The sequence below is a fragment of the Rhizobium sp. BK275 genome, assembly GCF_014193555.1.
Taxonomy (GTDB): Bacteria; Pseudomonadota; Alphaproteobacteria; order Rhizobiales; family Rhizobiaceae; genus Rhizobium.
The window spans coordinates 1-25,018 of sequence record NZ_JACHZL010000003.1 but is presented as its reverse complement, the minus strand read 5'-3'; the positions used below and the strand labels follow the sequence as shown (position 1 = coordinate 25,018).

At 60.0% G+C, this 25,018-nt stretch carries 22 protein-coding genes; 13 read left to right on the top strand and 9 right to left on the bottom strand.

Going from position 1 to position 25,018, the window contains the following annotated elements:
* Positions 1–177: 177 nt before the first annotated feature.
* The 5 genes from gyrA (at position 178) to FHT82_RS09945 (ending at position 6,384) form a co-directional block, all read left to right on the top strand.
* On the top strand, positions 178–2,979 hold the full coding sequence (gyrA, locus tag FHT82_RS09965; RefSeq protein ID WP_183729297.1) for a DNA gyrase subunit A: 2,802 nt from the start codon (positions 178–180) through the stop codon (positions 2,977–2,979).
* Between the two features lie 94 nt (positions 2,980–3,073).
* Positions 3,074–4,567, top strand: a complete 1,494-nt coding sequence (locus tag FHT82_RS09960) for an FAD-binding oxidoreductase (RefSeq protein ID WP_183729294.1) — start codon at positions 3,074–3,076, stop codon at positions 4,565–4,567.
* 10 nt (positions 4,568–4,577) lie between these two features.
* Positions 4,578–4,985, top strand: a complete 408-nt coding sequence (locus FHT82_RS09955) for a hypothetical protein (protein ID WP_183729292.1) — start codon at positions 4,578–4,580, stop codon at positions 4,983–4,985.
* Positions 4,985–6,058 carry a hypothetical protein gene (locus FHT82_RS09950; protein WP_183730983.1) on the top strand — a complete coding sequence of 358 codons (1,074 nt, stop codon included), beginning with the start codon at positions 4,985–4,987 and terminating at the stop codon, positions 6,056–6,058. The genes FHT82_RS09955 and FHT82_RS09950 overlap by 1 nt, the downstream gene beginning before the upstream one ends.
* Positions 6,059–6,090: 32 nt before the next feature.
* Entirely contained in the window at positions 6,091–6,384 is a 294-nt protein-coding gene (locus FHT82_RS09945; protein WP_246698107.1) for a hypothetical protein, read from the top strand.
* A 57-nt stretch (positions 6,385–6,441) separates the two neighbouring features.
* On the opposite strand, the gene FHT82_RS30540 is transcribed toward FHT82_RS09945, so the two are convergent.
* Complete coding sequence (locus FHT82_RS30540) at positions 6,442–6,576, bottom strand: hypothetical protein (protein WP_281411227.1); 135 nt, start codon at positions 6,574–6,576, stop codon at positions 6,442–6,444.
* 347 nt (positions 6,577–6,923) lie between these two features.
* Entirely contained in the window at positions 6,924–7,091 is a 168-nt protein-coding gene (locus tag FHT82_RS30670; RefSeq protein WP_348647591.1) for a hypothetical protein, read from the bottom strand.
* Positions 7,092–7,286: 195 nt separating this feature from the next.
* Between FHT82_RS30670 and coaD the strand changes: the two genes are divergently transcribed.
* The 5 genes from coaD to tgt all read left to right on the top strand — a co-directional run bounded on the left by coaD (position 7,287) and on the right by tgt (position 11,198).
* Positions 7,287–7,781, top strand: a complete 495-nt coding sequence (gene coaD / locus FHT82_RS09935; protein ID WP_183729286.1) for a pantetheine-phosphate adenylyltransferase — start codon at positions 7,287–7,289, stop codon at positions 7,779–7,781.
* 25 nt (positions 7,782–7,806) lie between these two features.
* Positions 7,807–8,379: a peptidylprolyl isomerase gene (locus FHT82_RS09930; protein ID WP_183729283.1), complete on the top strand. Its 573-nt coding sequence runs from the start codon at positions 7,807–7,809 to the stop codon at positions 8,377–8,379.
* A gap of 25 nt (positions 8,380–8,404) precedes the next feature.
* Complete coding sequence (locus FHT82_RS09925) at positions 8,405–8,914, top strand: peptidylprolyl isomerase (protein ID WP_183729280.1); 510 nt, start codon at positions 8,405–8,407, stop codon at positions 8,912–8,914.
* Positions 8,915–8,985: 71 nt separating this feature from the next.
* The gene (queA, locus tag FHT82_RS09920; protein ID WP_183729277.1) at positions 8,986–10,071 is read left to right on the top strand and encodes a tRNA preQ1(34) S-adenosylmethionine ribosyltransferase-isomerase QueA; all 1,086 of its coding nucleotides are present in this window, start codon (positions 8,986–8,988) and stop codon (positions 10,069–10,071) included.
* The gene (gene tgt, locus FHT82_RS09915) at positions 10,068–11,198 is read left to right on the top strand and encodes a tRNA guanosine(34) transglycosylase Tgt (protein ID WP_183729275.1); all 1,131 of its coding nucleotides are present in this window, start codon (positions 10,068–10,070) and stop codon (positions 11,196–11,198) included. Before queA ends, tgt begins: the two co-directional genes overlap by 4 nt.
* Here tgt and FHT82_RS09910 read toward each other — a convergent pair whose 3' ends face one another.
* The 4 genes from FHT82_RS09910 to FHT82_RS09895 form a co-directional block, all read right to left on the bottom strand.
* A complete protein-coding gene (locus FHT82_RS09910) occupies positions 11,199–11,627 on the bottom strand; it encodes a DUF4864 domain-containing protein (RefSeq protein WP_183729272.1) in 429 nt (142 codons plus the stop codon). It lies immediately after the preceding gene.
* A gap of 63 nt (positions 11,628–11,690) precedes the next feature.
* Positions 11,691–12,956, bottom strand: a complete 1,266-nt coding sequence (gene fabF / locus FHT82_RS09905; RefSeq protein ID WP_183729269.1) for a beta-ketoacyl-ACP synthase II — start codon at positions 12,954–12,956, stop codon at positions 11,691–11,693.
* A 13-nt stretch (positions 12,957–12,969) separates the two neighbouring features.
* Positions 12,970–13,476: a helix-turn-helix domain-containing protein gene (locus FHT82_RS09900; RefSeq protein WP_183729266.1), complete on the bottom strand. Its 507-nt coding sequence runs from the start codon at positions 13,474–13,476 to the stop codon at positions 12,970–12,972.
* Positions 13,477–13,738: 262 nt separating this feature from the next.
* Complete coding sequence (locus tag FHT82_RS09895; RefSeq protein WP_183729263.1) at positions 13,739–16,087, bottom strand: calcium-binding protein; 2,349 nt, start codon at positions 16,085–16,087, stop codon at positions 13,739–13,741.
* Positions 16,088–16,344: 257 nt separating this feature from the next.
* Here FHT82_RS09895 and FHT82_RS09890 point away from each other — a divergent pair, with 257 nt between their 5' ends.
* Positions 16,345–18,060 (top strand): type I secretion system permease/ATPase, encoded by a 1,716-nt coding sequence (locus FHT82_RS09890; RefSeq protein WP_183730980.1) that lies wholly within the window; start codon positions 16,345–16,347, stop codon positions 18,058–18,060.
* Positions 18,057–19,355 carry an HlyD family type I secretion periplasmic adaptor subunit gene (locus tag FHT82_RS09885; RefSeq protein WP_183729261.1) on the top strand — a complete coding sequence of 433 codons (1,299 nt, stop codon included), beginning with the start codon at positions 18,057–18,059 and terminating at the stop codon, positions 19,353–19,355. The genes FHT82_RS09890 and FHT82_RS09885 overlap by 4 nt, the downstream gene beginning before the upstream one ends.
* Before the next feature lie 80 nt (positions 19,356–19,435).
* On the opposite strand, the gene fdhA is transcribed toward FHT82_RS09885, so the two are convergent.
* Complete coding sequence (gene fdhA, locus FHT82_RS09880; RefSeq protein WP_183729258.1) at positions 19,436–20,626, bottom strand: formaldehyde dehydrogenase, glutathione-independent; 1,191 nt, start codon at positions 20,624–20,626, stop codon at positions 19,436–19,438.
* 334 nt (positions 20,627–20,960) lie between these two features.
* Here fdhA and FHT82_RS09875 point away from each other — a divergent pair, with 334 nt between their 5' ends.
* Positions 20,961–21,443 (top strand): phage regulatory CII family protein, encoded by a 483-nt coding sequence (locus tag FHT82_RS09875; protein ID WP_183729256.1) that lies wholly within the window; start codon positions 20,961–20,963, stop codon positions 21,441–21,443.
* Here FHT82_RS09875 and FHT82_RS09870 read toward each other — a convergent pair.
* Both FHT82_RS09870 and FHT82_RS09865 read right to left on the bottom strand, forming a co-directional pair.
* Positions 21,416–21,634: a hypothetical protein gene (locus FHT82_RS09870; protein ID WP_183729253.1), complete on the bottom strand. Its 219-nt coding sequence runs from the start codon at positions 21,632–21,634 to the stop codon at positions 21,416–21,418. The two genes, FHT82_RS09875 and FHT82_RS09870, sit on opposite strands and share 28 nt — an antisense overlap.
* Positions 21,635–21,809: 175 nt before the next feature.
* A complete protein-coding gene (locus FHT82_RS09865) occupies positions 21,810–24,647 on the bottom strand; it encodes a M16 family metallopeptidase (protein ID WP_183729250.1) in 2,838 nt (945 codons plus the stop codon).
* Between the last annotated feature and the right edge of the window lie 371 nt (positions 24,648–25,018).

Below are 25,018 nucleotides of genomic sequence, written 5' to 3'. Positions count from 1 at the left end.
TGCGGCTTCCGATTTGGCAAATGCATGATCGCTGATTGTTTCCTACCCATGGGCAAATGCCGTGATTTGCCCTCTTTCGACCGCAAAAGCCTGTTCAAAACCCCTGGCCAAATTGGCGCGGGAACAGGCTTTCCGCTATAAATCTTCGAGTGATTCTAGAAGAGAACGTGAACCGTTTTGACTGAGCAAACACCCCCCGGCGGCGGGAAGCTCCCGCCAGGCATCGAGCCCATCTCCATTATGGAGGAAATGCAGCGGTCGTATCTCGATTACGCGATGAGCGTGATCGTGTCCCGCGCACTTCCCGACGTGCGTGATGGCCTGAAGCCCGTGCATCGACGCATCCTCTACGGCATGTCCGAGCTCGGCATCGACTGGAACAAGAAATACGTCAAATGCGCCCGTGTTACCGGGGACGTGATGGGTAAATACCATCCGCACGGCAATGCCGCGATTTACGACGCGCTCGCCCGCATGGCGCAGGACTGGTCGCTCCGCCTGCCGCTCATCGACGGTCAGGGCAATTTCGGCTCCGTCGACGGTGACCCACCGGCGGCTGAACGTTACACCGAATGCCGCCTGCAGAAGGCCGCGCATTCGCTGCTCGACGACCTCGACAAGGAAACGGTCGACTTCCGCGACAACTATGACGGCACGCTCTCCGAGCCCGTGGTGGTGCCAGCCAAGTTCCCGAACCTTCTGGTCAACGGTGCGGGAGGTATCGCCGTCGGTATGGCGACCAACATTCCGCCGCATAACCTCTCCGAGGTGATCGACGGCTGTATTGCGCTTATTAACGATCCCGCGATCGAGCTGCCGGAACTGATGCAGATCATTCCGGGTCCGGATTTCCCGACTGGCGCCAAGATTCTCGGCCGCGCCGGCATCCGTTCGGCCTATGAAACCGGCCGCGGTTCCGTCGTCATGCGCGGCGTCGCCGCGATCGAGCCGATGCGCGGCGATCGCGAACAGATCATCATCACCGAAATCCCCTATCAGGTGAACAAGGCGACGATGATCGAGAAGATGGCCGAGCTGGTGCGCGAGAAGCGTATCGAAGGCATCTCCGACCTGCGCGATGAATCCGACCGCCAGGGCTATCGCGTTGTCGTCGAGCTGAAGCGTGACGCAAACGCAGACGTCATCCTCAACCAGCTCTATCGTTACACACCGCTGCAGACCTCCTTCGGCTGCAACATGGTGGCGCTGAACGGCGGCAAGCCGGAACAGCTGACGCTGCTCGACATGCTTCGTGCCTTCGTCTCTTTCCGTGAAGAAGTCGTTAGCCGGAGAACGAAATTCTTGCTTCGCAAGGCGCGTGAACGTGCGCACGTCTTGGTCGGCCTGGCAATTGCGGTTGCCAATATCGATGAAGTCATCCGCGTCATCCGTCAGGCGCCGGACCCGCAGTCCGCCCGCGAAGAACTGATGACCCGCCGCTGGCCGGCGGAAGATGTCGAAAGCCTCATCCGCCTTATCGACGATCCGCGCCATCGCATCAACGAGGACCTTACTTATAACCTCTCGGAAGAGCAGGCTCGGGCGATCCTCGAGCTGCGCCTTGCCCGCCTGACGGCCCTCGGCCGCGACGAAATTGGCGATGAACTCAATAAGATAGGCGAGGAAATCAAGGATTACCTCGATATCCTGTCGTCGCGTGTCCGCATCCAGACGATCGTCAAGGACGAGCTGATTGCCGTTCGCGACGAGTTCGGCACACCGCGCCGCACCGAGATCATCGATGGCGGTCTCGAAATGGACGATGAGGACCTCATCGCCCGCGAAGACATGGTCGTCACCGTATCGCATCTCGGCTATATCAAGCGCGTGCCGCTGACGACCTATCGTGCGCAGCGCCGCGGCGGCAAGGGCCGTTCGGGTATGACCACCCGCGACGAGGATTTCGTTAGCCGGCTATTCGTTGTCAATACGCACACGCCGGTTCTGTTCTTCTCATCGCGCGGCATCGTCTACAAGGAAAAGGTCTGGCGTCTGCCGATCGGCACACCGACCTCGCGCGGCAAGGCGCTGATCAACATGCTGCCGCTGGAGTCAGGAGAACGCATCACCACCATCCTGCCGTTGCCTGAGGATGAGGACAGCTGGGATAACCTCGACGTCATGTTCTCGACGACTCGCGGCACGGTCCGCCGCAACAAGCTGTCGGACTTCGTCCAGGTGAACCGCAACGGCAAGATCGCCATGAAGTTGGACGAGGAGGGCGATGAAATCCTCTCCGTCGAGACCTGCACGGATCGGGACGACGTTCTGCTGACGACGGCGCTCGGCCAGTGCATCCGCTTCCCGGTCGATGACGTGCGCGTTTTTGCCGGCCGCAACTCGATCGGTGTGCGCGGCATCAATCTCGGCGATGGCGACCGCATCATCTCGATGACGATTGTCGGCCATGTCGATGCCGAGCCGTGGGAGCGTGCTGCTTACCTCAAGCGCTCTGCCGCCGAACGTCGTGCGACGGGCGTGGACGAAGAGGATATCGCTCTGGTCGGCGAAGAAGTCACCGAAGAGGGACAGCTCTCCGATGAGCGTTATGAAGAGCTGAAGGCACGCGAGCAATTCGTGCTGACGGTTTCGGAAAAGGGCTTCGGCAAGCGCTCGTCCTCCTACGATTTCCGCATCTCCGGCCGCGGCGGCAAGGGCATCCGCGCCACGGACACGTCGAAAACAGGCGAAATCGGCGAACTCGTCGCCGCCTTCCCGATCGACGACGGCGACCAGATCATGCTCGTCTCGGATGGCGGCCAGCTGATCCGCGTACCGGTGGGCGGTATCCGCATCGCCAGCCGTGCGACCAAGGGCGTCACGATCTTCTCCACCGCCAAGGATGAGAAGGTCGTCTCGGTCGAGCGCATCAGCGAGCCGGAAGAGGAAGAGACGGCGGAAAACGGTGAAGAAGCCGCGGTTTCCGAAGGCGAGGCGCCTGCAGCGGGCGAAGCTGACGAAACCCCATCGGGCGAATAATTCACCACTTTCTCGTTGCAGACCGGGCGGCCCCTGCCGCCCGGTTTTTTATTGCGCTATGAAGGACTTGCCGATTCATCCGAGGGGGAATGCTGTGGGCAGGTGGACAAGGCGAGGGGTGCTGGCCGGCATTTCGGCAGCAGCAGGTGTCGCGGCGGGACGTTTCCTGCTTCAGCCGCAAAGCGATCCCGGACCAGCCTTTCCAGCAGAGCTTCCCGTTGAAGACGGCTCGACCATTCTCAATGATGCCGGAGAGCTGACGCCGACCCGGGTTGCGGCCCATCTGACCGTCAAGGAGCCGCCGCAGGATGCCATGATCGGCCAGTTGCGTACGGCGCTCGTTGAAGCCGTCAAGGCAAACAGGCCCTTCATCGCCAGCGCCGCGCGCCATTCGATGGGCGGTCAGAGCCTTGCCGAAAATGGCACGACGCTGACGCTCGATCAGGACTGGCTGGAGGCGGATACGGCAGCCAGGACCTACCGTGTCGCCGCCGGCACTCGCTGGTCGACGATCATTTCCAAGCTCGATGCGATCGGCTTTTCGCCCGCCGTCATGCAGTCCAACAACGATTTCGGCGTCGCCAGCACCTTTTCGGTCAATGCGCATGGCTGGCCGGTTCCTTTCAGCGCCTGCGGCAGCACCGTCCGTTCCATCAGGCTGATGACGGCGGACGGCAACCTTTTGACCTGCTCGCGCACGGAAAATACCGAGCTTTTCAATCACGCCATGGGTGGATACGGGCTTTTCGGCGTCATCACCGAACTTGAGCTCGACATGGTGCCGAACGTGCTATTGCAGCCGACCTTCGAGCATCTGGCAGGCGAAGATCTCGGCCGGCGCTTTGCCGAGGTGCTCGCAGGCGACAGCGCGATCAACATGGCCTATGGCCGCATGGATATTTCGCTCGATCGTTTCTTTGAAGATGCGCTGCTGACCACCTACCGGGCTGCGCCGGACCAGACGAAGATACCGCCCGCCTCCGGCTCCGGTTTCGTCAGTCACGTCTCGCGCGAAATCTTCCGGGCGCAGCTCGGTTCCGACACGGCCAGGCATTTCCGCTGGTGGACCGAGGCCGTTGTCAATCCGTCGCTCGCCGGCCAGGCTACGCGCAACAGTCTGATGAACGAACCCGTCATCACCCTCGATGACCGTGATCCGTCCCGAACGGATATCCTGCACGAATATTTCGTCTCACCCTCGCGCTTCGCCGATTTCGTTGCAGCCTGCCAGGATGTTATTCCCGCCTCCTACCAGCAGCTCCTCAACATCACGCTGCGTTATGTCCATACCGACCGCGACAGCGTATTGGCTTACGCCACGGAGCCTCGCATTGCCGCGGTCATGCTCTTCTCGCAGGAAAAGACGGTGAGGGGCGAGGCCGACATGCGGCGTATGACGGAAGCGCTGATCGAGCGCGTGCTCGCAATCGGCGGCAGCTATTATCTGCCGTATCGCCCGCATGCCCGGCTGGATCAGTTTACCCGCGCCTATCCTCGCGCTGAGGAATTTGCGGCGGCCAAGCGTCGGCTCGATCCCCGCCTTACCTTCCGCAATCATTTCTGGGATCGCTATCTCGGAAGCCTTTAGGAGGATTTGCATGTCCAGGCTTCGGCTGATTGCTGCGCTTTATACCGTGGCTCTGCTTTTTGCGGCCGCGTTGAATTACATTCCGGGACTGACGGATGCGCAGGGGCGCGCCTTTGGCATTTTCGCCCTCGATATCTACGACGACAGCCTGCATCTGGCCTCGGCTGCCTGGGCAGGCATCGCTGCCTTCCTGTCGGCTCGTGCGTCACGAAACTTCCTTTTCTATTTCGGCCTGCTCTATTTCAGCGATGCTCTGCTTGGGCTGATCACCGGGTCGGGTTATCTCGATCTCGGCATCGTCAATTACGGCATTCAGGATCTTCCCTTTACGTTCAAGATCCTTGCCAATCTGCCGCATCTCTTCCTTGGCGGAATGGGGATTGCGTCCAGCTACATCTTCCGTCGCGAGGCCCCGTGATGCGGCGCCTCCTGAAGATTATCGGCTGGATCCTCGCGGCGCTCGTTGTTGCGATCCTGCTGCTGCTCAGCCCGGTTGCCTATGTCGAGACCTTCTGCCATGCCGTTCCGGAAACCGATCGTTACAAGCCGCTGATATCGGATCCGGAATTCCGTCGGCACGAGGCTAATACTTATCTGACCTATCCGGAGTGGCATATCGTCTACGCCTATGACGGGCTCGCCGAGGCCCTGAAAACTGGCGACGAATATCGCTTCGGCTATTTTTCCAGCGTGAAGGATTTCTGGGCGGCCGACTGCGCGCTGACCCGCATCGCCGATCGCCATGGCGGCGCCGATCGCGAAACCCGAATGATGATCGCCACCATCGGCGTCAGCTTCACGCTCGAAATGGGCCTGAAAGCGGCCTATGAGGAAACGATCGGCCGGGTTTTTGCGCTATGGCGCGGCAGCGAAAAGACGCCGCAGGATCTCGTCGCCCGCGATATGGCGATCGATTACGCTGCCTTCCTGCGCCAGACTCCATGGTACAAATACCCCTTCCAGCCCTGGATCGACAGGCTCTGGGCTGCACCGGTGGAAGAGCCGCTGCGCGGCTGGGAACGCCGTCTGGCGCTCGGTGGCGAATGGCGCGCCAAGATCGCTTATGCCGGCGTGATCGCGAGCGCTGTCGCCGCAACCGGCGAGGCGAAGCTGACGATCCGCTCGGTCATATCAGGTCTGCCTGCCACCGCGCTTTCGGCAATTCCCGATGTATCGGTCATTGCGGAAAGTACCGATGGCGTGCTGATCGAGACGCCGCGCTACGACCGCTTCACCCATATCCTCGCCGAGATCGCCGAGGCGGGCGGTACAATCCGCGAGATTGCCGGCAATGACGAGATCATGGTGTCGCTGACCATGCCCCAGGGTACGGAGCAGGGCAATCTGCCCGGTGAGGTAATCACGCGGCTTCCGCGATCAGGTTTTGACAGCGACCGTGTGCTTTTGTCCGTCAAGGTGGCTGATCTTGCCGCGTTGCTTAAAGACCGGCCGATTGCTGATCCCGGCCTTGAGCATATATTCGATTTCTGAAGCATCGAACGGGTGGCTCTTTGATAAGACGCTTGGCACGCAGGACAGGCACTGCGATTGCGGTCATTGCCGCAGTCTTCGCACTGTTTGCCGTCGTCTTTGCCGCAACAGGCGCGGCGCCAGCAGCCATGGTCTTTCCGGCCGGCAGCATTGAACCTGACGCATTGCCCGAAGGTATCTCCATCCTGCGATGGGGCAGGGGCTTTGCCGTCGTCACGAGTGAACGCAGCGACTATGTGCGTGCGCTTTATGGCAGAGGTGCGCTTCTTGTCCTGCCGCTGCGAAAAAGCGGCTGCCTGACGCTGCGGCCTGCATCGTCGACATGAAAAAGCCGGATGCAGAACATCCGGCTTGTATTGCTGTTTTCCGCTGCGGAAGCGGCTTTAGAAGGCGCTGTGCTTCTCTTTCAGCGACTTCCCTTCCTTGCTCTCACGGCGCAGCGCGGAAATCGTCGAAGTCACGGACACGATGAACATGATGCTGATGAGTGCTGTGAGGACTGTCAGGATCGTGAACATGGTGGCGTTCCTTTCTGTGGAGAGTTGCGTTCAAGCCCCTCAGTACTGGCCAATAACGCTTACGGAGCGAGCCGAAGCGTAGGGGCCGTATACCTTGGAAGTATCGATCTTCTGGTTGTCATAGAGAGCGACTGTAGCAGTCAGCATGCCTGTAATCATTGCCATCCAAAGCACGTTAATCATGGTGATCTTACCAGGCATGTTCATTCCCTTCCTGCCGCGCTTCCGCATCTCATATGTGTCGATCAAGTGAACGCATCCGTCTTAAAATGGTTCCCGCCGGATGTTGACGGGGTGTTTACCAACCGTGTTCTGAAGCGACCTTGAATGCCCTGTTCATCTACCGTTCAGAATTCAAATCGATTAGAACGCATGCGGCCAAGCTGGCGCATAATGGCCGCATGTTCGTTGACTTCCGGTCGTACCCAAAGCTGGCGCCGATTAGCGACATAACCGTAGAAAAGCTCCGCAAGCAGCGAGAAAATAACGGCTATTGCAATAAGGATGATCAGCATGATCAAGGTCTTCCGGGGATAACGCTACCTGGACCGGCAGCGTCTGCGTTGATGGTCTGAGTAAAACAGATCGCATCTGAGCGGGCCTTGAACGCCCCGTTCATTCATCGTTCAGCCGCGCCAGGCGGCATGGCTAAATGACTTGCGAGAAACGGGCTTCCATGACAAAAGGCGTGAAACAAACGGCCGGGCCAGATGACGACAGCTTTCTATCCGGGGTCCTTCGACCCGATCACCAACGGACACGTTGATGTGCTGGTGCAGGCGCTGAACGTCGCCGAGAAAGTGATCGTTGCGATCGGCATTCACCCCGGCAAGGCCCCGCTCTTCTCCTTTGAGGAAAAGGCCGCGCTAATCCGTGCGTCGCTGGCCGAGGTCTTGCCGGAAAAGAGCGCGCATATCGACGTCGTTTCCTTCGACAATCTCGTCGTCGACGCCGCACGCGCGCATCGCGCAAGCCTGTTGATCCGCGGCCTGCGCGACGGAACTGATCTTGATTACGAAATGCAGATGGCCGGCATGAACCGGCAGATGGCGCCCGATATCCAGACCATCTTTCTGCCGGCAGGCACGGCCTCGCGGCCTATTACCGCCACATTGGTACGACAGATCGCAGCCATGGGCGGCGACGTCAGCGCCTTCGTGCCGGCGGCCGTCTTGCAAGCCCTGAAATCCAAGCGCAAAGCCTAGGCGGCATCGCCTCAACGGAGCTCACATGAAACTCTTCTATCTTGCATTTGCCGGCGTGCTCTATCTCGCCTCTTTCGCAGGCGACGCTTTTGCGCAGGCTGCCGATCACTACGTCACCATCCAGTTGAAGAGTGGCCCGGTCGTTATTCAACTGATGCCTGATGTCGCGCCGAAGCACGTTGCGCAGATCGAGGCGCTGGTGAAGAAGGGCGAGTATGACAATGTTGCCTTCCACCGTGTCATCCCCGGCTTCATGGCCCAGACCGGCGATGTGAAATACGGCAACATGGAAAAGAACTTTGATGCGGGCCAGGCCGGCACCGGCGGTTCCGATCTGCCCGACCTCCCGGCTGAATTCTCCAAGACGCCCTTCGTGCGCGGCACGGTTGGCATGGCACGCGCCCAGGATCCGAATTCCGCCAACTCGCAGTTCTTCATCATGTTTGCCGACGGCTCCTTCCTGAACGGTCAGTATACGGTCGTCGGCAAGGTTGTTTCGGGTATGGAAAACGTCGACAAGATCAAGAAGGGCGAAGGCCAGAACGGCGAAGTCAGCAATCCTGACCGCATGATCAAGGTCACGCTGGGCAAGAAGTAAGTTCAAGACGAGAAGGAGAACGACAATGGCCGAGATCAAGGATCCGGAAAACACCATCATTCTGGAAACCACCAAGGGCAAGGTTGTCATCCAGCTTCTGCCGCAGGTCGCGCCCGAGCATGTCAAGCGCATCAAGGAACTCGCCCGCGAGAAGGCCTATGACGGCGTCGTCTTCCACCGCGTCATCGCCGATTTCATGGCGCAGACCGGCGACGTGCAGTTCGGCAAGAAGGGCGGCGAGAATTTCAACCCGGGCCGAGCCGGCATGGGTGGGTCCTCCAAGGACGATCTCAAGGCGGAATTCTCGGCAACGCCGCATATCCGCGGCACCTGCTCGATGGCCCGTTCGCAGAGCCCGAACTCGGCGAACTCCCAGTTCTTCATCTGCTTCACTGACGCTCCGTGGCTGAACAAGCAGTATTCCGTCTGGGGTCAGGTCATCGAGGGCATGGAAAACATCGACAAGATCAAGAAGGGCGAGCCCGTCTCCGATCCGGATTCGATCGTCTCCATGCGGGTTGCCGCCGACGTCTGATTGTGATTTCTGCTGGAACCCGCCCTTGCGCGAGAGCGCGGGCGGGTTTCGCTTTGCCTGGAAGTGCCCCAATGCGCGTAGACCTCTTCGATTTCGACCTGCCGGATGAACGCATTGCGCTGCGGCCTGCCGAGCCGCGCGACAGCGCACGCCTGCTCGTGGTCGATCCGAACGCGCAGACGATGCTTTCCGATCATAGCGTCTCCGATCTGCCATCTTTCCTCAGGGCGGGCGATGCGCTGGTCTTCAACGATACGAAGGTCATTCCAGCCCAGCTCGAAGGCATCCGCTATCGCGAGGGGGCGGGCGGGCAGCAGGTGTCGGCCACACTCCACATGCGTATCGGCGCCAACAAGTGGAAGGCTTTCGCCAAGCCCGGCAAGCGCATCAAGGAGGGCGATCGTATTGCCTTCGGCCACAACGGCGAAAGCTGCATGATCGGCTCTCTCAATGCCACCGTCGAGGAAAAGGGTGAGGCGGGTGAAGTGACGCTCGCCTTCGATCTCTCCGGCCCTGTGTTGGACGAAGCGATTGCCAGCGTCGGCCACATTCCGCTGCCGCCCTATATCGCCGCCAAGCGTCCGGAGGACGAACGCGACCGCGTCGATTACCAGACCATCTATGCGCGGGAGGAGGGCGCCGTCGCCGCCCCCACCGCCGGACTGCATTTCACGCCCGGCCTGTTCGAAGTGCTCGACAAGGCCGGTATCGAACGCCATTTCGTGACGCTGCATGTCGGTGCCGGCACCTTCCTGCCGGTCAAGGCTGACGATACCGACGATCACAAGATGCATCTTGAAAGCGGCTATGTCAGCGCTGAGATCGCCGCGAGGCTGAATGCCGTGCGGGACCGGGGCGGGCGCATCATCTGCGTCGGCACGACCTCGCTTCGGCTGATCGAAAGTGCTGCCGACGAGAGCGGTGAGATCCAGCCTTGGGTAGGCGCCACCGGCATCTTCATCACGCCCGGCTACCGCTTCAAGGCGGTCGATATTCTCATGACGAACTTCCACCTGCCGCGTTCGACGCTTTTCATGCTGGTCTCGGCCTTCGCCGGCTTCGAGACTATGCACGCGGCCTACGAACATGCCATCTCGACAGGCTACCGCTTCTACTCCTACGGCGACGCGAGCCTTCTTTTCCGGAAAGACAAATGACAGAGAACTTCCAGTTCACCCTGAAGAAGACCGATGGTGGCGCACGCCTCGGCGAGATTTCCATGCCGCGCGGCACGATCCACACCCCGGCCTTCATGCCTGTCGGCACGGTCGGCACGGTCAAGGCCATGTATCTCGACCAGGTGCGTGAGACCGGCGCCGACATCATTCTCGGCAATACCTACCACCTGATGCTGCGCCCGACGGCCGAGCGTGTCGCTCGCCTCGGTGGCCTGCACAAGCTTATCCGCTGGGAGCATCCGATCCTGACGGATTCCGGCGGCTTTCAGGTCATGTCGCTGTCTGGTCTGCGTAAGCTCGACGAGCAGGGCGTCACCTTCAAGTCGCATGTCGACGGCAGCCTGCATCACATGTCGCCGGAGCGCTCCATCGAAATCCAGGGGCTGCTCGGCTCGGATATCCAGATGCAGCTCGATGAATGCGTGGCTCTGCCGGCCGAGCCCAAGGAGATCGAGCGCGCCATGGAATTGTCGCTGCGCTGGGCCGAGCGCTGCAAGGTCGCTTTCGGCAACCAGCCGGGCAAGGCGATGTTCGGTATCGTGCAGGGCGGTGACGTGCCGGCTTTGCGCGTCCGTTCGGCCGAAGAACTGGCGAAGCTCGACCTCAAGGGCTATGCGGTCGGCGGCTTGGCCGTCGGCGAGCCGCAGGACGTGATGCTGAAGATGCTCGAAGAGACGCTTCCGGTCCTGCCCGGTGATAAGCCGCGCTACCTGATGGGCGTCGGCACGCCCGATGACATCCTGAAATCCGTTGCCCGTGGTATCGACATGTTCGACTGCGTGATGCCGACCCGTTCGGGCCGCCACGGTCTCGCCTTTACCCGCCGCGGCAAGGTCAATATCCGCAACGCCCGCCATGCGGAGGACATGCGCCCGCTCGACGAACAGTCGAACTGCCCGGCGACTCGTGATTATTCGCGCGCCTATCTCCACCATCTCGTCCGCGCCAACGAAGCGCTCGGCGGCATGCTGCTCTCCTGGCACAATCTGAACTACTATCAGGAACTGATGCAGGGTATCCGCAAGGCGATTGCCGAAGGCCGTTTCGCCGATTTCATGGCCGAGACGATCGAGGAATGGGCGAGGGGCGATCTCGAACCCGTCTGATCAAATGCCCTTGCTGTCGGCGTTCGGCACGATCTGCACGCCATTGATCTTGAGGCTCCCGTCGGGCTGGCGGGCGACCTGATAGACCGCTGTCCAGTCCTTGCCGTCGCGGCCTGAGATCAGCACTTCCTGGTAGATGACAGCGCCGTCGTCAATCGATCTGCTGCGCCCGAAGGCATAGTTGCCGGGATGATAAACTGGCTCGTAACTCTTCTTCACCATGGCGAAGAAGACGTCCTTGTCCGGATACATCGCCTTGATACCCGGTGCCGCAAAGGAATAGGCCGTATCGGCGTCATCCTTGAGGAATGCCCTGATCTGCTCCTCGATCATCGTCTGTGTCGTCTGCACTGGATCTTCGGCATGAACCACCATGCCTGACATCACGGATACGGCACACAGAACCAGCACTGCAAAGAAAGTGCGCATGGGATCATCTCCGGCAATATCCGGACAAGTGTAGGCTATTTTGCGCGCATGAAAAGAGGTTGCTCAGGACCAGCGGCGGAAGAGGGCGCTGGCATTCACCCCGCCGAAGCCGAAGCCATTGGTGATCGCATATTCCATCGCGACTTTGCGGGGCACTTTGCCCACGAGATCGATGCCCTCGGCTGCCGGATCGGCCGTTTCCAGATTGCGCGTCGGCGGGGCGATCTGGTCGCGCAGCGCAAGGATCGTGAAGATGGCTTCGAGCCCGCCGGCAGCCCCCAGGAGATGGCCGGTCGCCGATTTCGTAGCGCTGACGGCAATGCCGCCAGCGCGGCCGAAGACCGTGCCGATTGCCGCGATTTCACCCTTGTCGCCGACCGGTGTCGAGGTCGCATGCGCATTGAGGTGCTTGACCTCGGAGGCTGGAATTCTGGCCTGCCGCAGAGCCGTCTCCATTGCCCGGCGGGCGCCATCGCCATCCTCCGGTCCTGCGGTCATGTGATAAGCATCGGCGGCCGTACCGTAGCCAACGAGCTCCGCAAGCGGCGTCGCGCCGCGCGCCAGCGCATGCTCCAGCGTTTCGATGACGAGAATGCCGGCCCCTTCGCCCATCACGAAGCCGTCACGGGCAGTATCGAAGGGACGTGAGGCAAGTTCGGGCCTGTCGTTGAAACCACTCGAGAGTGCGCGGGCTGCAGCAAAACCGCCAAGGCTGACCTTGTCGATGCAGGCTTCCGAGCCGCCGCAGATCGCAACATCAGCTTCACCCGACCGGATCAGTCGGGCCGCGTCACCGATGGCCTGAACGCTGGCAGCGCAGGCCGTCACAGGTGCGCCGAGCGGCCCCTTGAAGCCGTAGCGGATGCTCACTTGGCCGGCCGCGAGATTGACAAGGAAGGAAGGTACGGTGAAGGGCGAGAGCCGCCGCACGCCCCGCGTCTCAGCCGTGCGCACCGCATCGGCGATCGCCGGAAAGCCGCCGATGCCGGAGGCGATGATCGTTGCAGTCCGTTCACGCTCGTCCGTGCCCTCGGGCATCCAACCAGCCTGGCGCACGGCTTCATCTGTCGCCATCATCGCGAACTGGATGAAGCGGTCCATCTTCTTCTGGTCCTTGGGCGGAACGGCACGGTCGGGATCGAAGCCGGCTTCGGTATCCTCCTCGACGGAGGGAACGACGCCGCCGACCTTGGCGGCGAGATCGCCCACCACATCGTCAGGCAGGGCACGCAAGCCAGAACCACCTGCGACAAGCCGCTCCCATCCCGTCTCGACACCAACGCCGAGCGGTGAAACAAGTCCCATACCGGTGACAACGATGCGTTCCATGGATTCTTCCTTTCTAGGCGTCGATGCCGAGGTAATAGGCGCGCATGCGTGCGATCCGTTCGCGGTCGCCATCGTCAGCGGCCGGTCCCGGCAGCAGGCAGGTATTTTCGGGTTTCAGTTCTTCGCCGCTGGCTGCATCCACCAGCACGGGCCGGCGTTCCTCGCCGGAGGCGGCATTGCCGAGCAGGAAGGCGAGATCCTCTTGCGGAGCGTGCCGGCGTCCCCAGGAAAACAGGGCCATCAAAACCGGAAAGAAATCGCGTCCCTTCTCGGTCAGGACATATTCGTAGCGGGCAGGGCGCTCACTATAGAGGCGCTTCTCGAACAGCCCTTCATCGATCAGATGCGCGAGCCGTCGCGTCAGTATGTTCGGCGCAACGCCGAGGCTCTTCTGGAATTCGTCGAAGCGCGTCAGTCCGTGAAAGGCATCGCGCAGGATCATCATGCTCCACCAGTCGCCGACGCTATCGAGCGCGCGCGCCGCCGGGCATTTGAAATTGGCGAAACTTGTTCGTTGCATGATGCAAGTCACTACAGAGGTTACTTGCATCATGCAAGTCTCAAATTCGAGCGTCGCTCCGCTCGAAGATCTGTGCCAGCAGAGCACTGGTTGCAGGAATGCAGGCAGCTACATGAAGAGAAATGTACCGGTCAGCGCAATCGTCTCTCCGCTCGGCTGGGCGCTACAGGCAATGTTGTGCATGACTGCTGCGCGATAAAAAATGGGGCTCCGTAAAGGAACCCCATACAATCCGCCGCTTTAAGGCGTCAGATCTCCGATCTCAGAGGAACAGGAAATCGTCGTGATGAAGCGTAGCCAGATTGGAAAGCGTCGCGATTTGCACAGCCGCGCCGCGCCCGCTTCCATCAGCGTCGTATAGGAGCTTTCCAGTCGTCTGGTCGTAGATCAACCGGTCGTTTGTATCCAAAGCCTTGGTGCCGAGCACGAAGTTTCCGGAGGAAAAATTGGCTGTATCGATCGCCGTGAAAATGTTGTGGTCGAGTGCGATCTTGTCGCCTGAGCTTTCCGAAAAGTCCTCGATTTTGTCGATGTTCCCGGTAGCATTGGGTTTGATGTTGAAGACAAAGTTGTCGGCTCCAGATCCGCCTTTGAGGATATCGTTGCCGTTGCCGCCGATAAGTTGATCGTTTCCGGCTCCGCCCGAAAGCACGTTGCTGGCCGTATTCCCGGTCAGATTATTGTTTCCGGCATTGCCCGTGGCGTTGATTGCCGATGAACCAGTTAGTTTCAGATTCTCTACGGTGCCAAGGGTGTTCGTCAGATTGAAGGATATGGACGCGTAGACGGTGTCATTGCCGCCGCCGTCTGTTTCGTCGACGATATCGCCTGTTGAATCCACCTTATAGGTGTCGTTGCCAACGCCTCCCATCATCCGGTCGTCTCCCTTGCCGCCGTCGATATCGTTATTCCCGGTATTGCCGGTGAGGATATTGTTCGAGGCATTACCCGTAGCATCGGTATTCGCCGACCCGATCAAAGTCAGGTTCTCGACGGTCCCGGTCACGCGATCCTGGTTCGCCAGACTAAGGGAGATGTAGGATTTGATAATATCCTTGCCGGAGCCGCCGGCTTCGACCACGTCATCATAGATACTGTTGACGATATAGGTGTCGTCGCCGGCACCTCCCGTCATCAGGTCCGCACCTGCGCCGCCATCCAGCACGTTGGCCCCGGAATTGCCGACGAGCACGTTGGCAAGCGCGTTGCCCGTGGCGTTGATGTTTGCATTGCCGGTCAGCGTCAGATTCTCGATGGCGCCGATCGCATGCGCCGTATCCGCCAGGCTGAAGCTGATCGACGACATGACGGTATCGGTTCCGCCGCCGCCGCTTTCGTCGACGATATCGGTCGGGGAGGTGACGGTGAAGACATCGTCTCCGGTGCCGCCGTAGATGTGGCCGGGTTCCCGCAACGCATCAGCTCCCGCTGCTATGTTGATAATGATCGGATGGTCGACTACATCCACATTCAGGGAGGATATGTTGCTGAAGCTCTTGATCGGTGTATCGCCCGTCAGCGGATCGTAGACCTGCACCGTCCCGAAAGCCCCGCCCAGATTGACGCTGACACTGGTCGCCGCCGCCTGGATCGCCGTGTCGGATGTCTGGTTCCAGATATCGGGCTCATTCCAGACGATGATCTGATAGCTACCATCAGATTTTTCCGTCAAGTAGCTGCGCGCCGTCGACGGCAGCCCACTGATCGAATAATTGAGCGCCCCCGGATTGAAGGTTGCCTGTGCTGCGCCGTCATCACCAAGAATTTCCGTCAGATTATGGATCGCCGTTGCGGCCGGCTTGGGGGAATAATCCAGGCGGAAGAGCCCGAAGTGCTTTTCCTGATCGGAACCCTGCGAATCCGCATAGGCATCGAGAAGCTGGTAGATGAAGGTCCCCTTCGATCCGAGAAAGGCGCCGTCCATCAGCGTGTTGAGAAGCAGTTTGGCCTGCGTCGTTTCGTCGACGCCTTCCCATCCGCCGTTGGTATCAGCCGTCAGCGATGTGTGGTACCCGATCTCGGTGATGGTCAGCGGTTTGCCGGGATCGGCGCTCATCTGGTCGCCCGATTCACGCTGGAGCCAGGAGAAAGGCTGGTCGCCCTCCTTCGCATAGGTGTGGATCGTCGTGTAGTCGTTGGACGAGGCGACCGTGTAGCCGGTAAAGCCGAGCACGGGAATGTCCTTCAACAGCGGATCGGCATTCACCGCGTTGAACAGATCCTTTTGATAGGCAAGGGCCGCGGCCTCTCCCGACAGTCCCTTATAGGCAACCGGCCAATTATTGACCTCGTTCGGGCCTTCGATGCCGACGATCGAACCGGGATGCGCCTCCACGAAGGCATGCAACCGCTGCACGACGGTGGCAGGGGTGTCATCGCGCCCCGAGACGAAAACGAACTTCACGCCGGCATCAGCCGCGTCCCCAAGATGGCCTTGACCATAGGGGTCGGAGGCGGGGGTGGGCGCATGATCGCGAACCGTGTCGAGGCCGAGGTATCCCAAGGCTTTAACAACTTCCGCGATATTAGAGTATTTTCCGTCCGTGTAATCGATGTGTGTATCAATTCCGAAGGAGTCGATAACGTCATTAATTCTAATAGCTTGGGCCATTATTGCATTCCTCGCCTGGAAGTAGAATTTATTGCTTTGATGGTATAACGATTCCCTCCAAAAGCAATTTGACGTTATACAGTTGAATTCGTCAAAGTTATGATGCATTAACCATGTCGTATTGCTGGCAACATGTTTGCGAAGCCTTGACTGATTTGCCTGTACAATCAGTCCAAACGTCCCACGGAGATTCGATATTGAACGGACTTAGCATCTCGCCAACTCAAAAAGGCGAGAAAGACCTCGGCGCGGAAGCGATGCGACGCAGCCGCGGAGGCTTGATCGCGGTCGGCGCCGCAAGTGCGCTGGTCAACGTGCTCTATCTCACCAGCTCGTTTTTCATGCTGCAGGTCTATGACCGCATCATACCGAGCCGCAGCATCCCGTCGCTGATTGCGCTCATCCTTCTGGCACTATTGCTCTATGCCTTCCAGGGGGCCTTCGATCTCGTGCGCGGTCGCATTCTCGTCCGGATATCGGGTGTCTTCGACGAGGTGATGAGCCGTCGTGTGTTCAAGGCGACGCTAAAGGCGCCGCTCAAGGGCAAGGTGGCCGGTGACGGCCTTTCCCTATTGCGGGACTTCGATCAGGTTCGCAGCTTCCTTTCCAGCCCCGGCCCCTCAGCCTTTTTCGATTTGCCCTGGGTGCCGCTTTATGTCGGCATCTGTTTTCTGTTCCATCCGATCATCGGCATCATTGCCATCTGCGGCGCGCTGATCCTGATGGCGCTGACCTATCTGACGAATAGAAGCTCGCAGGCTTCGGCCAAAAAAGCCTATGAACTTGCGACCGAGAGAAATGCACTTGCAAGTGCGGCGCAGCGCAATGCAGAAGTGGTCCAGGCCATGGGTATGGCCGACGAACTCGCCGACAGCTGGTCTGCACGCAACGATACCTACCGCGATGTTCAATCCGGCAACGCCGATACGGTCAATGGCTACTCGATTGTATCCAAGATCTTCCGCATGGCGCTGCAGTCGGGCGTACTTGCCGCCGGTGCCGTGCTGGTTATCGAAAACCTGGCCTCCGGTGGCGTCATCATTGCTGCTTCGATCCTGACATCGCGAGCACTCGCACCTGTCGAGCAGGTGATCGCCAGCTGGAAGGGCTTTGTCTCAGCCCAGCAATCTTGGAAGCGGCTGCGCCAGACATTGGCCCTGCTGCCCGAGACAGTTTCGCCGCTTGAGCTGCCTGCGCCATCTCGCGAGCTTGCCATCGAGGCGATGTCGAGTGGTGCCCCCGGCAAGCAAGAGCTCATCGTGCAGGGCGTCAGTTTCACGCTGCGGGCAGGGAACGCACTCGGCGTCATCGGCCCGAGCGCCTCGGGCAAATCCTCGCTGGTGCGTGCTATCGTCGGCCTTTGGCCGGCATATCGCGGGTCGGTGCGCCTCGATGGCGCAGCACTCGATCAATGGGATGATATCTCGATCGGACGCCACATCGGCTACCTGCCGCAGGATGTGGAACTCTTTGCCGGCACCGTCGCCCAGAATATTTCCCGCTTTCGCAGCGATGCGCAGGCAGCAGAAATCATCGCGGCAGCCCGCAAGGCCGGGGTCCATGAGCTGATCCTGCGGCTGCCGAAGGGTTACGAGACGGAAATAGGGGCGGGCGGCTCCATGCTTTCGGCCGGCCAGCGTCAACGCATCGCCCTTGCTCGGGCGCTCTATCGCGATCCCTTCCTTGTCGTGCTCGACGAGCCGAATTCCAATCTGGACATTGACGGAGAGTCGGCGCTCGCCGGCGCGATCTTGAGCGTTCGCCAGCGCGGCGGCATCGTCATTGTCGTTGCTCACCGGCCAAGCACACTCTCCAGCGTCGATCTCGTGCTGGCAATGCGCGAGGGGCAGGCGCTCGCGTTCGGGCCGAAGGATCAGGTACTCGCCAAGGTGCTCCGCGCCGATAATCTGACGGAGCAACCGAGACATGGATCGCTGAAGGTTGTCGGCGATAATCAGGAGCAGGGCCGATGATGAAGAAGTCGCAACACTCGCTGAACCGTCACATCCTATCCGTCTGGGTCCTGTCTGTCGCCCTTGTCGGCGGCATGGGAGGCTGGGCCGCCTCGACGTCGCTTTCCAACGCCGTGGTCGGGCACGGCACCGTGATTATCGACCAGAACGTGAAGAAGATTCAGCACCTTACGGGCGGTATCGTGTCGGAACTGATGGCAATGGAAGGGGGGCACGTCCAGGCCGGCGACGTCCTTCTGCGGCTCGACAGCACCTCTGTGAAAGCCAATCTCGCCATCATCGACAGCAATCTTGCCCAGCTCTATGTCCGTCGCGCTCGCCTGCAGGCTGAACGCATCGGCGCAACGGAATTCTCCGCCGACGATATTCCCGCAAATGAGCTGGATATCGACGTCAGCAAGAACCTGGTCGACGGCGAGATCCAGCTTTTCAATGCCCGCCGGTCGTCATTGGTCGGGATGCGCAAGCAGTTGGAAGAGCGCAAGGCGCAGCTCGCCGAGGAGATACAGGGCGATACGCTGCAACTCGCATCGATCGATGAGGCGACCAAGCTCGTCGATCAGGAATATGATGCCGCCGCCAAGCTTTACGACCAGAAGATCGTTACGATGCAGAAGGTCAACGGCCTCAAGCGCCAGCGTGTCGAACTCGACGGCAATCGCGGCGAGCGGCTGTCTTCACGGGCGCAGGCGGAGGGCAAGATCGCCGAGATCAACCTGCAGATATTGCAGCTCGACGAAGATCGCAGGACCGAGAATTCGAAGGATCTGACGGATGTCGAGGCCAAGACTGCCGAAATGCAGGAGCGTCGCATCGCGGCCGTCGACCAGATGAATCGGCTGGAGCTGCGCGCACCGATGGGCGGTCGCATCTATCAACTGACAGTCCATACCGTCGGCGGCGTTGTCAATCCCGGCGAGGTGTTGATGCTGCTGGCGCCGGATCAGCGCGACTTGACCATCGAGGCGAAGATTGCCACACGCGATATTGACCAACTCACGCTCGGCCAGAAAGTCGATATCCGTTTCAGCGCCTTCGATCAAAAAACGACACCGGAGGTGCAGGGCGACGTCGTATCGATTTCGCCCGATGTCGTGACCGAGCAGCGCAGCGGCACCGATTATTACCCCGTGCGCATCAAGCCGGAACCGGCGAGCTTGCAAAAACTCAGCAACATGAAGCTCTACCCCGGCATGCCGGCAGAGGTCTTCATCAAGGTCGCGGATCGCTCCGTCCTTTCATACATGACCAAGCCGCTGATGGATCAGATCAGCCACACGTTCCGCGAAGAGTGAATTTCCCTGCAAGAGCAGGGCGGCGGATCATATTTGCAATGGCTGTGCCGGGGCGTTACCGCCCCGGCATATGATGCCGATCAGGCGGCCTTGGCGACCTCGCCATGCGGGTCGAGAACGAATTTCGTCGCGGCACCCTGGTCGAAGCTCTCATAGCCCTGGGCAGCATCTTCAAGCGAAATCACCTTCGCATTGACAATGTCGGCGATCGGCAGCCGGTCATGCAGGATCGCCTGCATCAGCTGGCGGTTATATTTGGTAACAGGCGTCTGACCGGTGTGGAACGACTGCGCCTTCGCCCAGCCAAGGCCGAAGCGCAGAGAGAGGCTACCATGTTTGGCCGCATTGTCCACTGCGCCCGGATCTTCGGTAACGTAGAGGCCGGGAATGCCGATGGAGCCGGCGGCGCGGGTGATCTCCATCATCTGGTTCAGGACGATCGCCGGCTGTTCGCCGCCCGAATGTCCACGCGCTTCGAAGCCGACGGCATCGATCGCGCTGTCCACTTCATTGGTGCCGACCACCTGCGCGATCATATCTCCGAGCCGGTCGCTTTTCGAGAGGTCGATGGCTTCGAAGCCGACACGGCTGGCATGGGCGAGGCGGTCCTTGTTGAAATCACCGATCATCACTACGGCCGCGCCGAGGATACGGGCGGATGCCGCCGCCGCAAGGCCGACCGGGCCAGCGCCTGCAACGTAAACGGTCGATCCGACGCCGACCCCGGCTCTGACGGCACCGTGGAAGCCCGTTGGAAGGATATCGGAGAGCATGGTGAGATCGCGGATCTTGGCCATCGCCTTGTCGCGGTCGGGTAATTTCAAGAGGTTGAAATCGGCATAGGGGATCGTGACATAGCGGGCCTGACCGCCGATCCAGCCGCCCATGTCGACATAGCCGTAAGCGCCGCCGGCGCGCGACGGATTGACCGTCAGGCAGACGCCGGTGTCCTGTGATTTGCAGCAGCGGCAGCGCCCGCATGCCACATTGAAGGGCACCGACACGATGTCGCCGACATCGAGCATTTCCACATCGATGCCTTTTTCGATGATCTCGCCGGTGATTTCGTGCCCAAGCACGAGGCCTGGCATTGCTGTGGTACGGCCACGGACCATATGTTGGTCCGAACCGCAGATATTGGTGGAGATGACTTTCAGGATGACGCCATGTTCGATACGACGGCCATCAGGCGCCTCGAGTTTCGGATCGTCGATGTCGCGGACTTCCACCTTGCCGGGCCGCAAATAGACGACGCCACGATTCTTGCTCATTTCCGTCTCCTCCGTTGAAATCAAGGCAACGCGCCGGCAGCTCCTCCCGCGGCGTTTGCCTGTTATAGAGTAGACTAGAAAGATCCGAGCGCCGTCCCGAAAGCGACGCCTTGCAGGCGGAAACCAGCAAAACAGGACCAAAGTGCATTCGCGCCGATGCGGTCCGGCCACCCACCTTGGCGGACCCGGAGGCAGGTGGCCTTTCCCCGCCAGGTGGGGTGTCTCCTGCCGAGGCGCCGCGTTAGCATCGCCCTGACAGATACGATATCAAAACAACGGCTCCCTTTTGACGTGACTTCCGCTATAGTTGCAGTGACAGAGCCTGGGGGCGATCATGACGCAACGCGGCCGTGCCTTCGCAGACATCGTCTACACCATTTTGATCGTGGAAAAGACCTATCCGGTAGGCGTGGTTGCCACTGCATTGGGCATGAACTACGCCGCTTTTCACTCGCGCCTGATCAACAGGACATGTTTCTCCGCTGACGAAATCCAGAATCTGCTGGAAGTCGTGCCCGATCCGCGTCTCGCATCCTATCTTCTCGAGAGAAGTACGTTTGTTGCCGCCGAGCGTTCTTCCGGCGCAGAACAGGCAGAGCCTATCGCGTCGTTGCAAAGAGGTGCAACGCGCGTGGTTATCGAGGCGACTGACGTGCTCGAACTGGTGGATGCCGCATTTGCCGGTGGTGGAATGGATCACCGCAAGCAACGACTGGTGCTCAAGGAGATCGAGGATGCGGAGAGGGCGCTCGCGTCCCTTCGTCTCGGCCTAAGTGGAACCTACACCGATCAGTCCTTGCGCATCAGCAGGAGATAGCCTTCACCTTCCTCATCGAGCGAGAGCATCGCTTCGATGAGCGAGAGGCGTGTCTCTTCCAGAAAGGATTTCCAGGCACCGCTGGCCGTGGCAAGCTGCCGATCGACCGAAAGAAGACGAAGCTTTAAAAGGTTCTTTTCGCGCACGATGCGCGCATATTCCCGGATAGGATGAGAATGATCGGATGCCATGCGAAGACCAGTGAAATTCGGTCAGGCATCTAGGCCGGTATGATGTTGGTCGGCCATCAAAACGACGTCGACAATTTTACGTCGCCAAAACGGTTCGTCAATCGCAGCGGACGAAACAGGAGGGGATCCCGACGCACGCGGCCGCCTTCGGGATCCTGCCTGAAGCGCGCTGGGCCTATCGTACCGCTGCGGGCAGCACCTCGAATTTCCAGAACTTGTCCGGCTGGAAGTAGGTCGTGGCAAACTGGCGGATATCCTCGGCGGTGACCTTGTCGTAGCCACTGAGATTATCGCGTATCCGCTCCAGGCGGCGAGGGTCCGTTTGAGCGCCGTTCAAATATTGCACCCAATATTCGTTACTCTGCTGCTGGTGCTTCAATGTCTCGATAATCGGCGCTCGGGCACGAACAAGTTCGTCCGGCGAGACATCGTTTGATCTGAGATCGGCAGCGATCTTGTCCACGAGCGCATAGAAATTCTCGATCTTGGCCGGCGTCGTTTCGACGTAGAGATAAGCGTAGCCATAGCCGGGAATGTCCCATGAAAGGTCCATGGCGCCCTGCGGACTGTAGGTCGCGCCTTCGGCCATGCGGAACTGATCTATCAGCCTGTTTTCGTAGATCTGGGCAGCGACGTTTGCGACAAAGCCCCGCTGCATATCTGAAAGCATGTCGCCGATCGGAGCAGCGACGATGGCCGCCGCATTATCGGCTCTGCCGCTATGTGTCCGCATGACCGGTTTTTCAGTGCGCGCGGGGAAATGCACTTCGTTTGCCGCATTGCCCGGTGTCGTATCCGCGCGGGCCGGCAACGTGCCGAAGGTTTCCGCCGTCCGGCGGATTGCCTCGTCCGCCGTTATATCGCCGACAATGGTGATATCGATCGACGCCGTGGAGATATGGGGCCGGAACAGTGCTTCGAAATCTTCCAGCGTCGTGGCGGACAATTGCGCCCGGTCCGGGAAGGTCCAGCGCGGATCGCCGGAATGCACGAGGCCGGCAAAATCGCGACTGATGACGGCGCCCGGCGTCGCCTCATACTGATCGAGGTTGTTTAAATAGGCTTGCTGGACGCGCTTGAAAACTTCAGGCCGGTAAGCCGGATCGGATGTGTAGGCGGTCATGATCTGCAATTGCGTCGCAAGATCCTCCGTCTGCGTCTGACCGGTGAACTGGAAGGAGCTGTCGTCCACGGAGAAATCGATACCCGCGATGTTGGCCGCCAGCGCTTTCTGCAAATCCGGATAATCCATCGCCTTGGTGCCGGAGAGGACGACGGCTGGCGATGTCCAGATCGGCAGGGGACGGTCGTTCGGCAGATCCAGCCGGCCGCGACCGAGATCCTCGCGCACCAGCACTTCGTTGGCGCGCAGCTTGGTCGGTTTGACGGTGAGCCGCACGCCGTTGGCAAAGCGCACCATGGTCAGGCCGAGATCTTCGACAACGCGTCGTTCGACGACCGTGCCTGGCTCGCCAAAATGCGTATAGGGCCAGACGACGGCCGCCGCGCTTGACGGCGCCGTAACCGGAACGGCGAGGGAGGCGTCATAAGCCTGCCTGATATCCCCGGCACCGCCCTGCGGCGCTTGCGCTGTCTGCAGCACGAGCTGCGGACCGTTGCCGGAGAAGACATGCGCGAGGGTTTGGTTGACCTCGGCTGCTGTGAGGCCTTTCGTCATGGTCTCGAACATTGACAGATCTTCCGCAGGTGAGGTGAAGACCTGATTGTTATCGACGCTGCTCGCCAGCATGGAAGCGATATCGGGGCTCGCGCGTGTCGCAGCACCGGCCGCAGCGGCCTGCAGAAGCGAGCGGTATTCGATGATTTCGCGATCGATCTCTGCCTGCTCGGCGCCGAATTGCTGGAAGCGGCGTTGCTCCTGGTCAATGGCGGCCAGTGCGGCCTGCCATTTAAGCGGCGCGGAATTCGCCGCGATGACGACGATATGGGCGGAATCGAAAAGATCCTGGGAGCCGACGGCGGCGCTGATAAAGGGCGCATTGGCCCTGTTGGCCATGGCGCTCAGCCGGCGTTTGAGCACCAGAAGACCAAGATCCTCGACCAGCTGCTGCCGGCGCTTGGCGGAAGTGTCAGGCGAAGCGTCATAGGGGCGCGTCCAGGCGATCTGTACGCTCGTTGTGCCGCCCGGAACCGCGATGACCTCGGCGCTTTCGCCTTTCGCCTTCAGTGTGCCGAGATCGGGTTTTTGCGGCTCAGGACGGGCGGCCTTCCAATCACTGAAGCGTTGCCTGATCTCGGTCTCGATTGCGGCCGGGTCGATATCGCCCACTACGATCAGCGTGGCGCGATCGGGCCGGTAGTTGGTGTGGTAATAGTCACGAAGCAGATCGACTGGCGCATTGCTGATGATATCGACCTTACCGATCGGCGGGCGCAGGGTCGCACGCTGGCCGGCGAGCAGGGAGTTCGTGACGCCGATTGCTGCGCGATATTGCGGCGTGTCACGCAGCCGCTCTTCCGACAGGATGACGCCGCGCTCACGATCGAAGGCGCCGGCATCGAGTGTCAGCTCGCTTGCCGTCTCGCGCATCAGCATCAGGCCGGTAGAAAGCGTATCGGCATCGACCTCGGGAAGATCGAGGGAATAAACGGTCTCGTCATAGGAGGTGTTGGCGTTGGTGTCCGGCCCGAAAGATAGGCCCTTGCGCTGCAAGATGCGGATCATCTCTCCTTCAGCGACATGGGTCGAGCCCTTGAAGGCCATATGTTCGAGGAAATGCGCCAGCCCTTGCTGATTGTCGTTCTCGTCGAGCGAACCTGCGCCGATGCGGAAGCGGATTGCAGCCTGTCCCGGCGGCGTAGCGTTGCGCATGATCGCAAACCGCATGCCGTTTTCGAGCGTACCGAAGTGGATGCCGGGTTCCGCCGGCAGGTCACTGTGCGTCTGTGGCCAGGGCGCGGACGGGCTTTCAGCATGGGCCGGCAGCCCTGACGTGAAGATCGCGGCAAGCGCCACCGCTGCCATGAACCGCGGAAAAATAGGGAATCTCATATGTTTAAAGCATTCCGTTCAAGTGGTGGGCATGGAGAGGGTGTGTGTGGTTGATCGAACTATCAGACAGGTTGCACCTCACATCAACGTCTATTTTCCGGGACGGATGCATCGCCATAAACATCGTCGCGGACACGTTGATCATCTTCGAGAATAGCGATCCTGCAGGTCACGCTCGCTCATCGCTATCAATCCCATCCGCAATCTCCCAGGTCATCAAAACCCGGGGAGAGTGACATTCTAACTTTGCAGAATCAGGACACTTTAACTTTGCGGTGGAGAATCTATCCCAAGCGCATCATGCCGTTTTTGAGGGTAGGGGATCATGCCCCGTCTTGCAAATGTGTGAGGAAGACCTCGGCCGGCGTTCG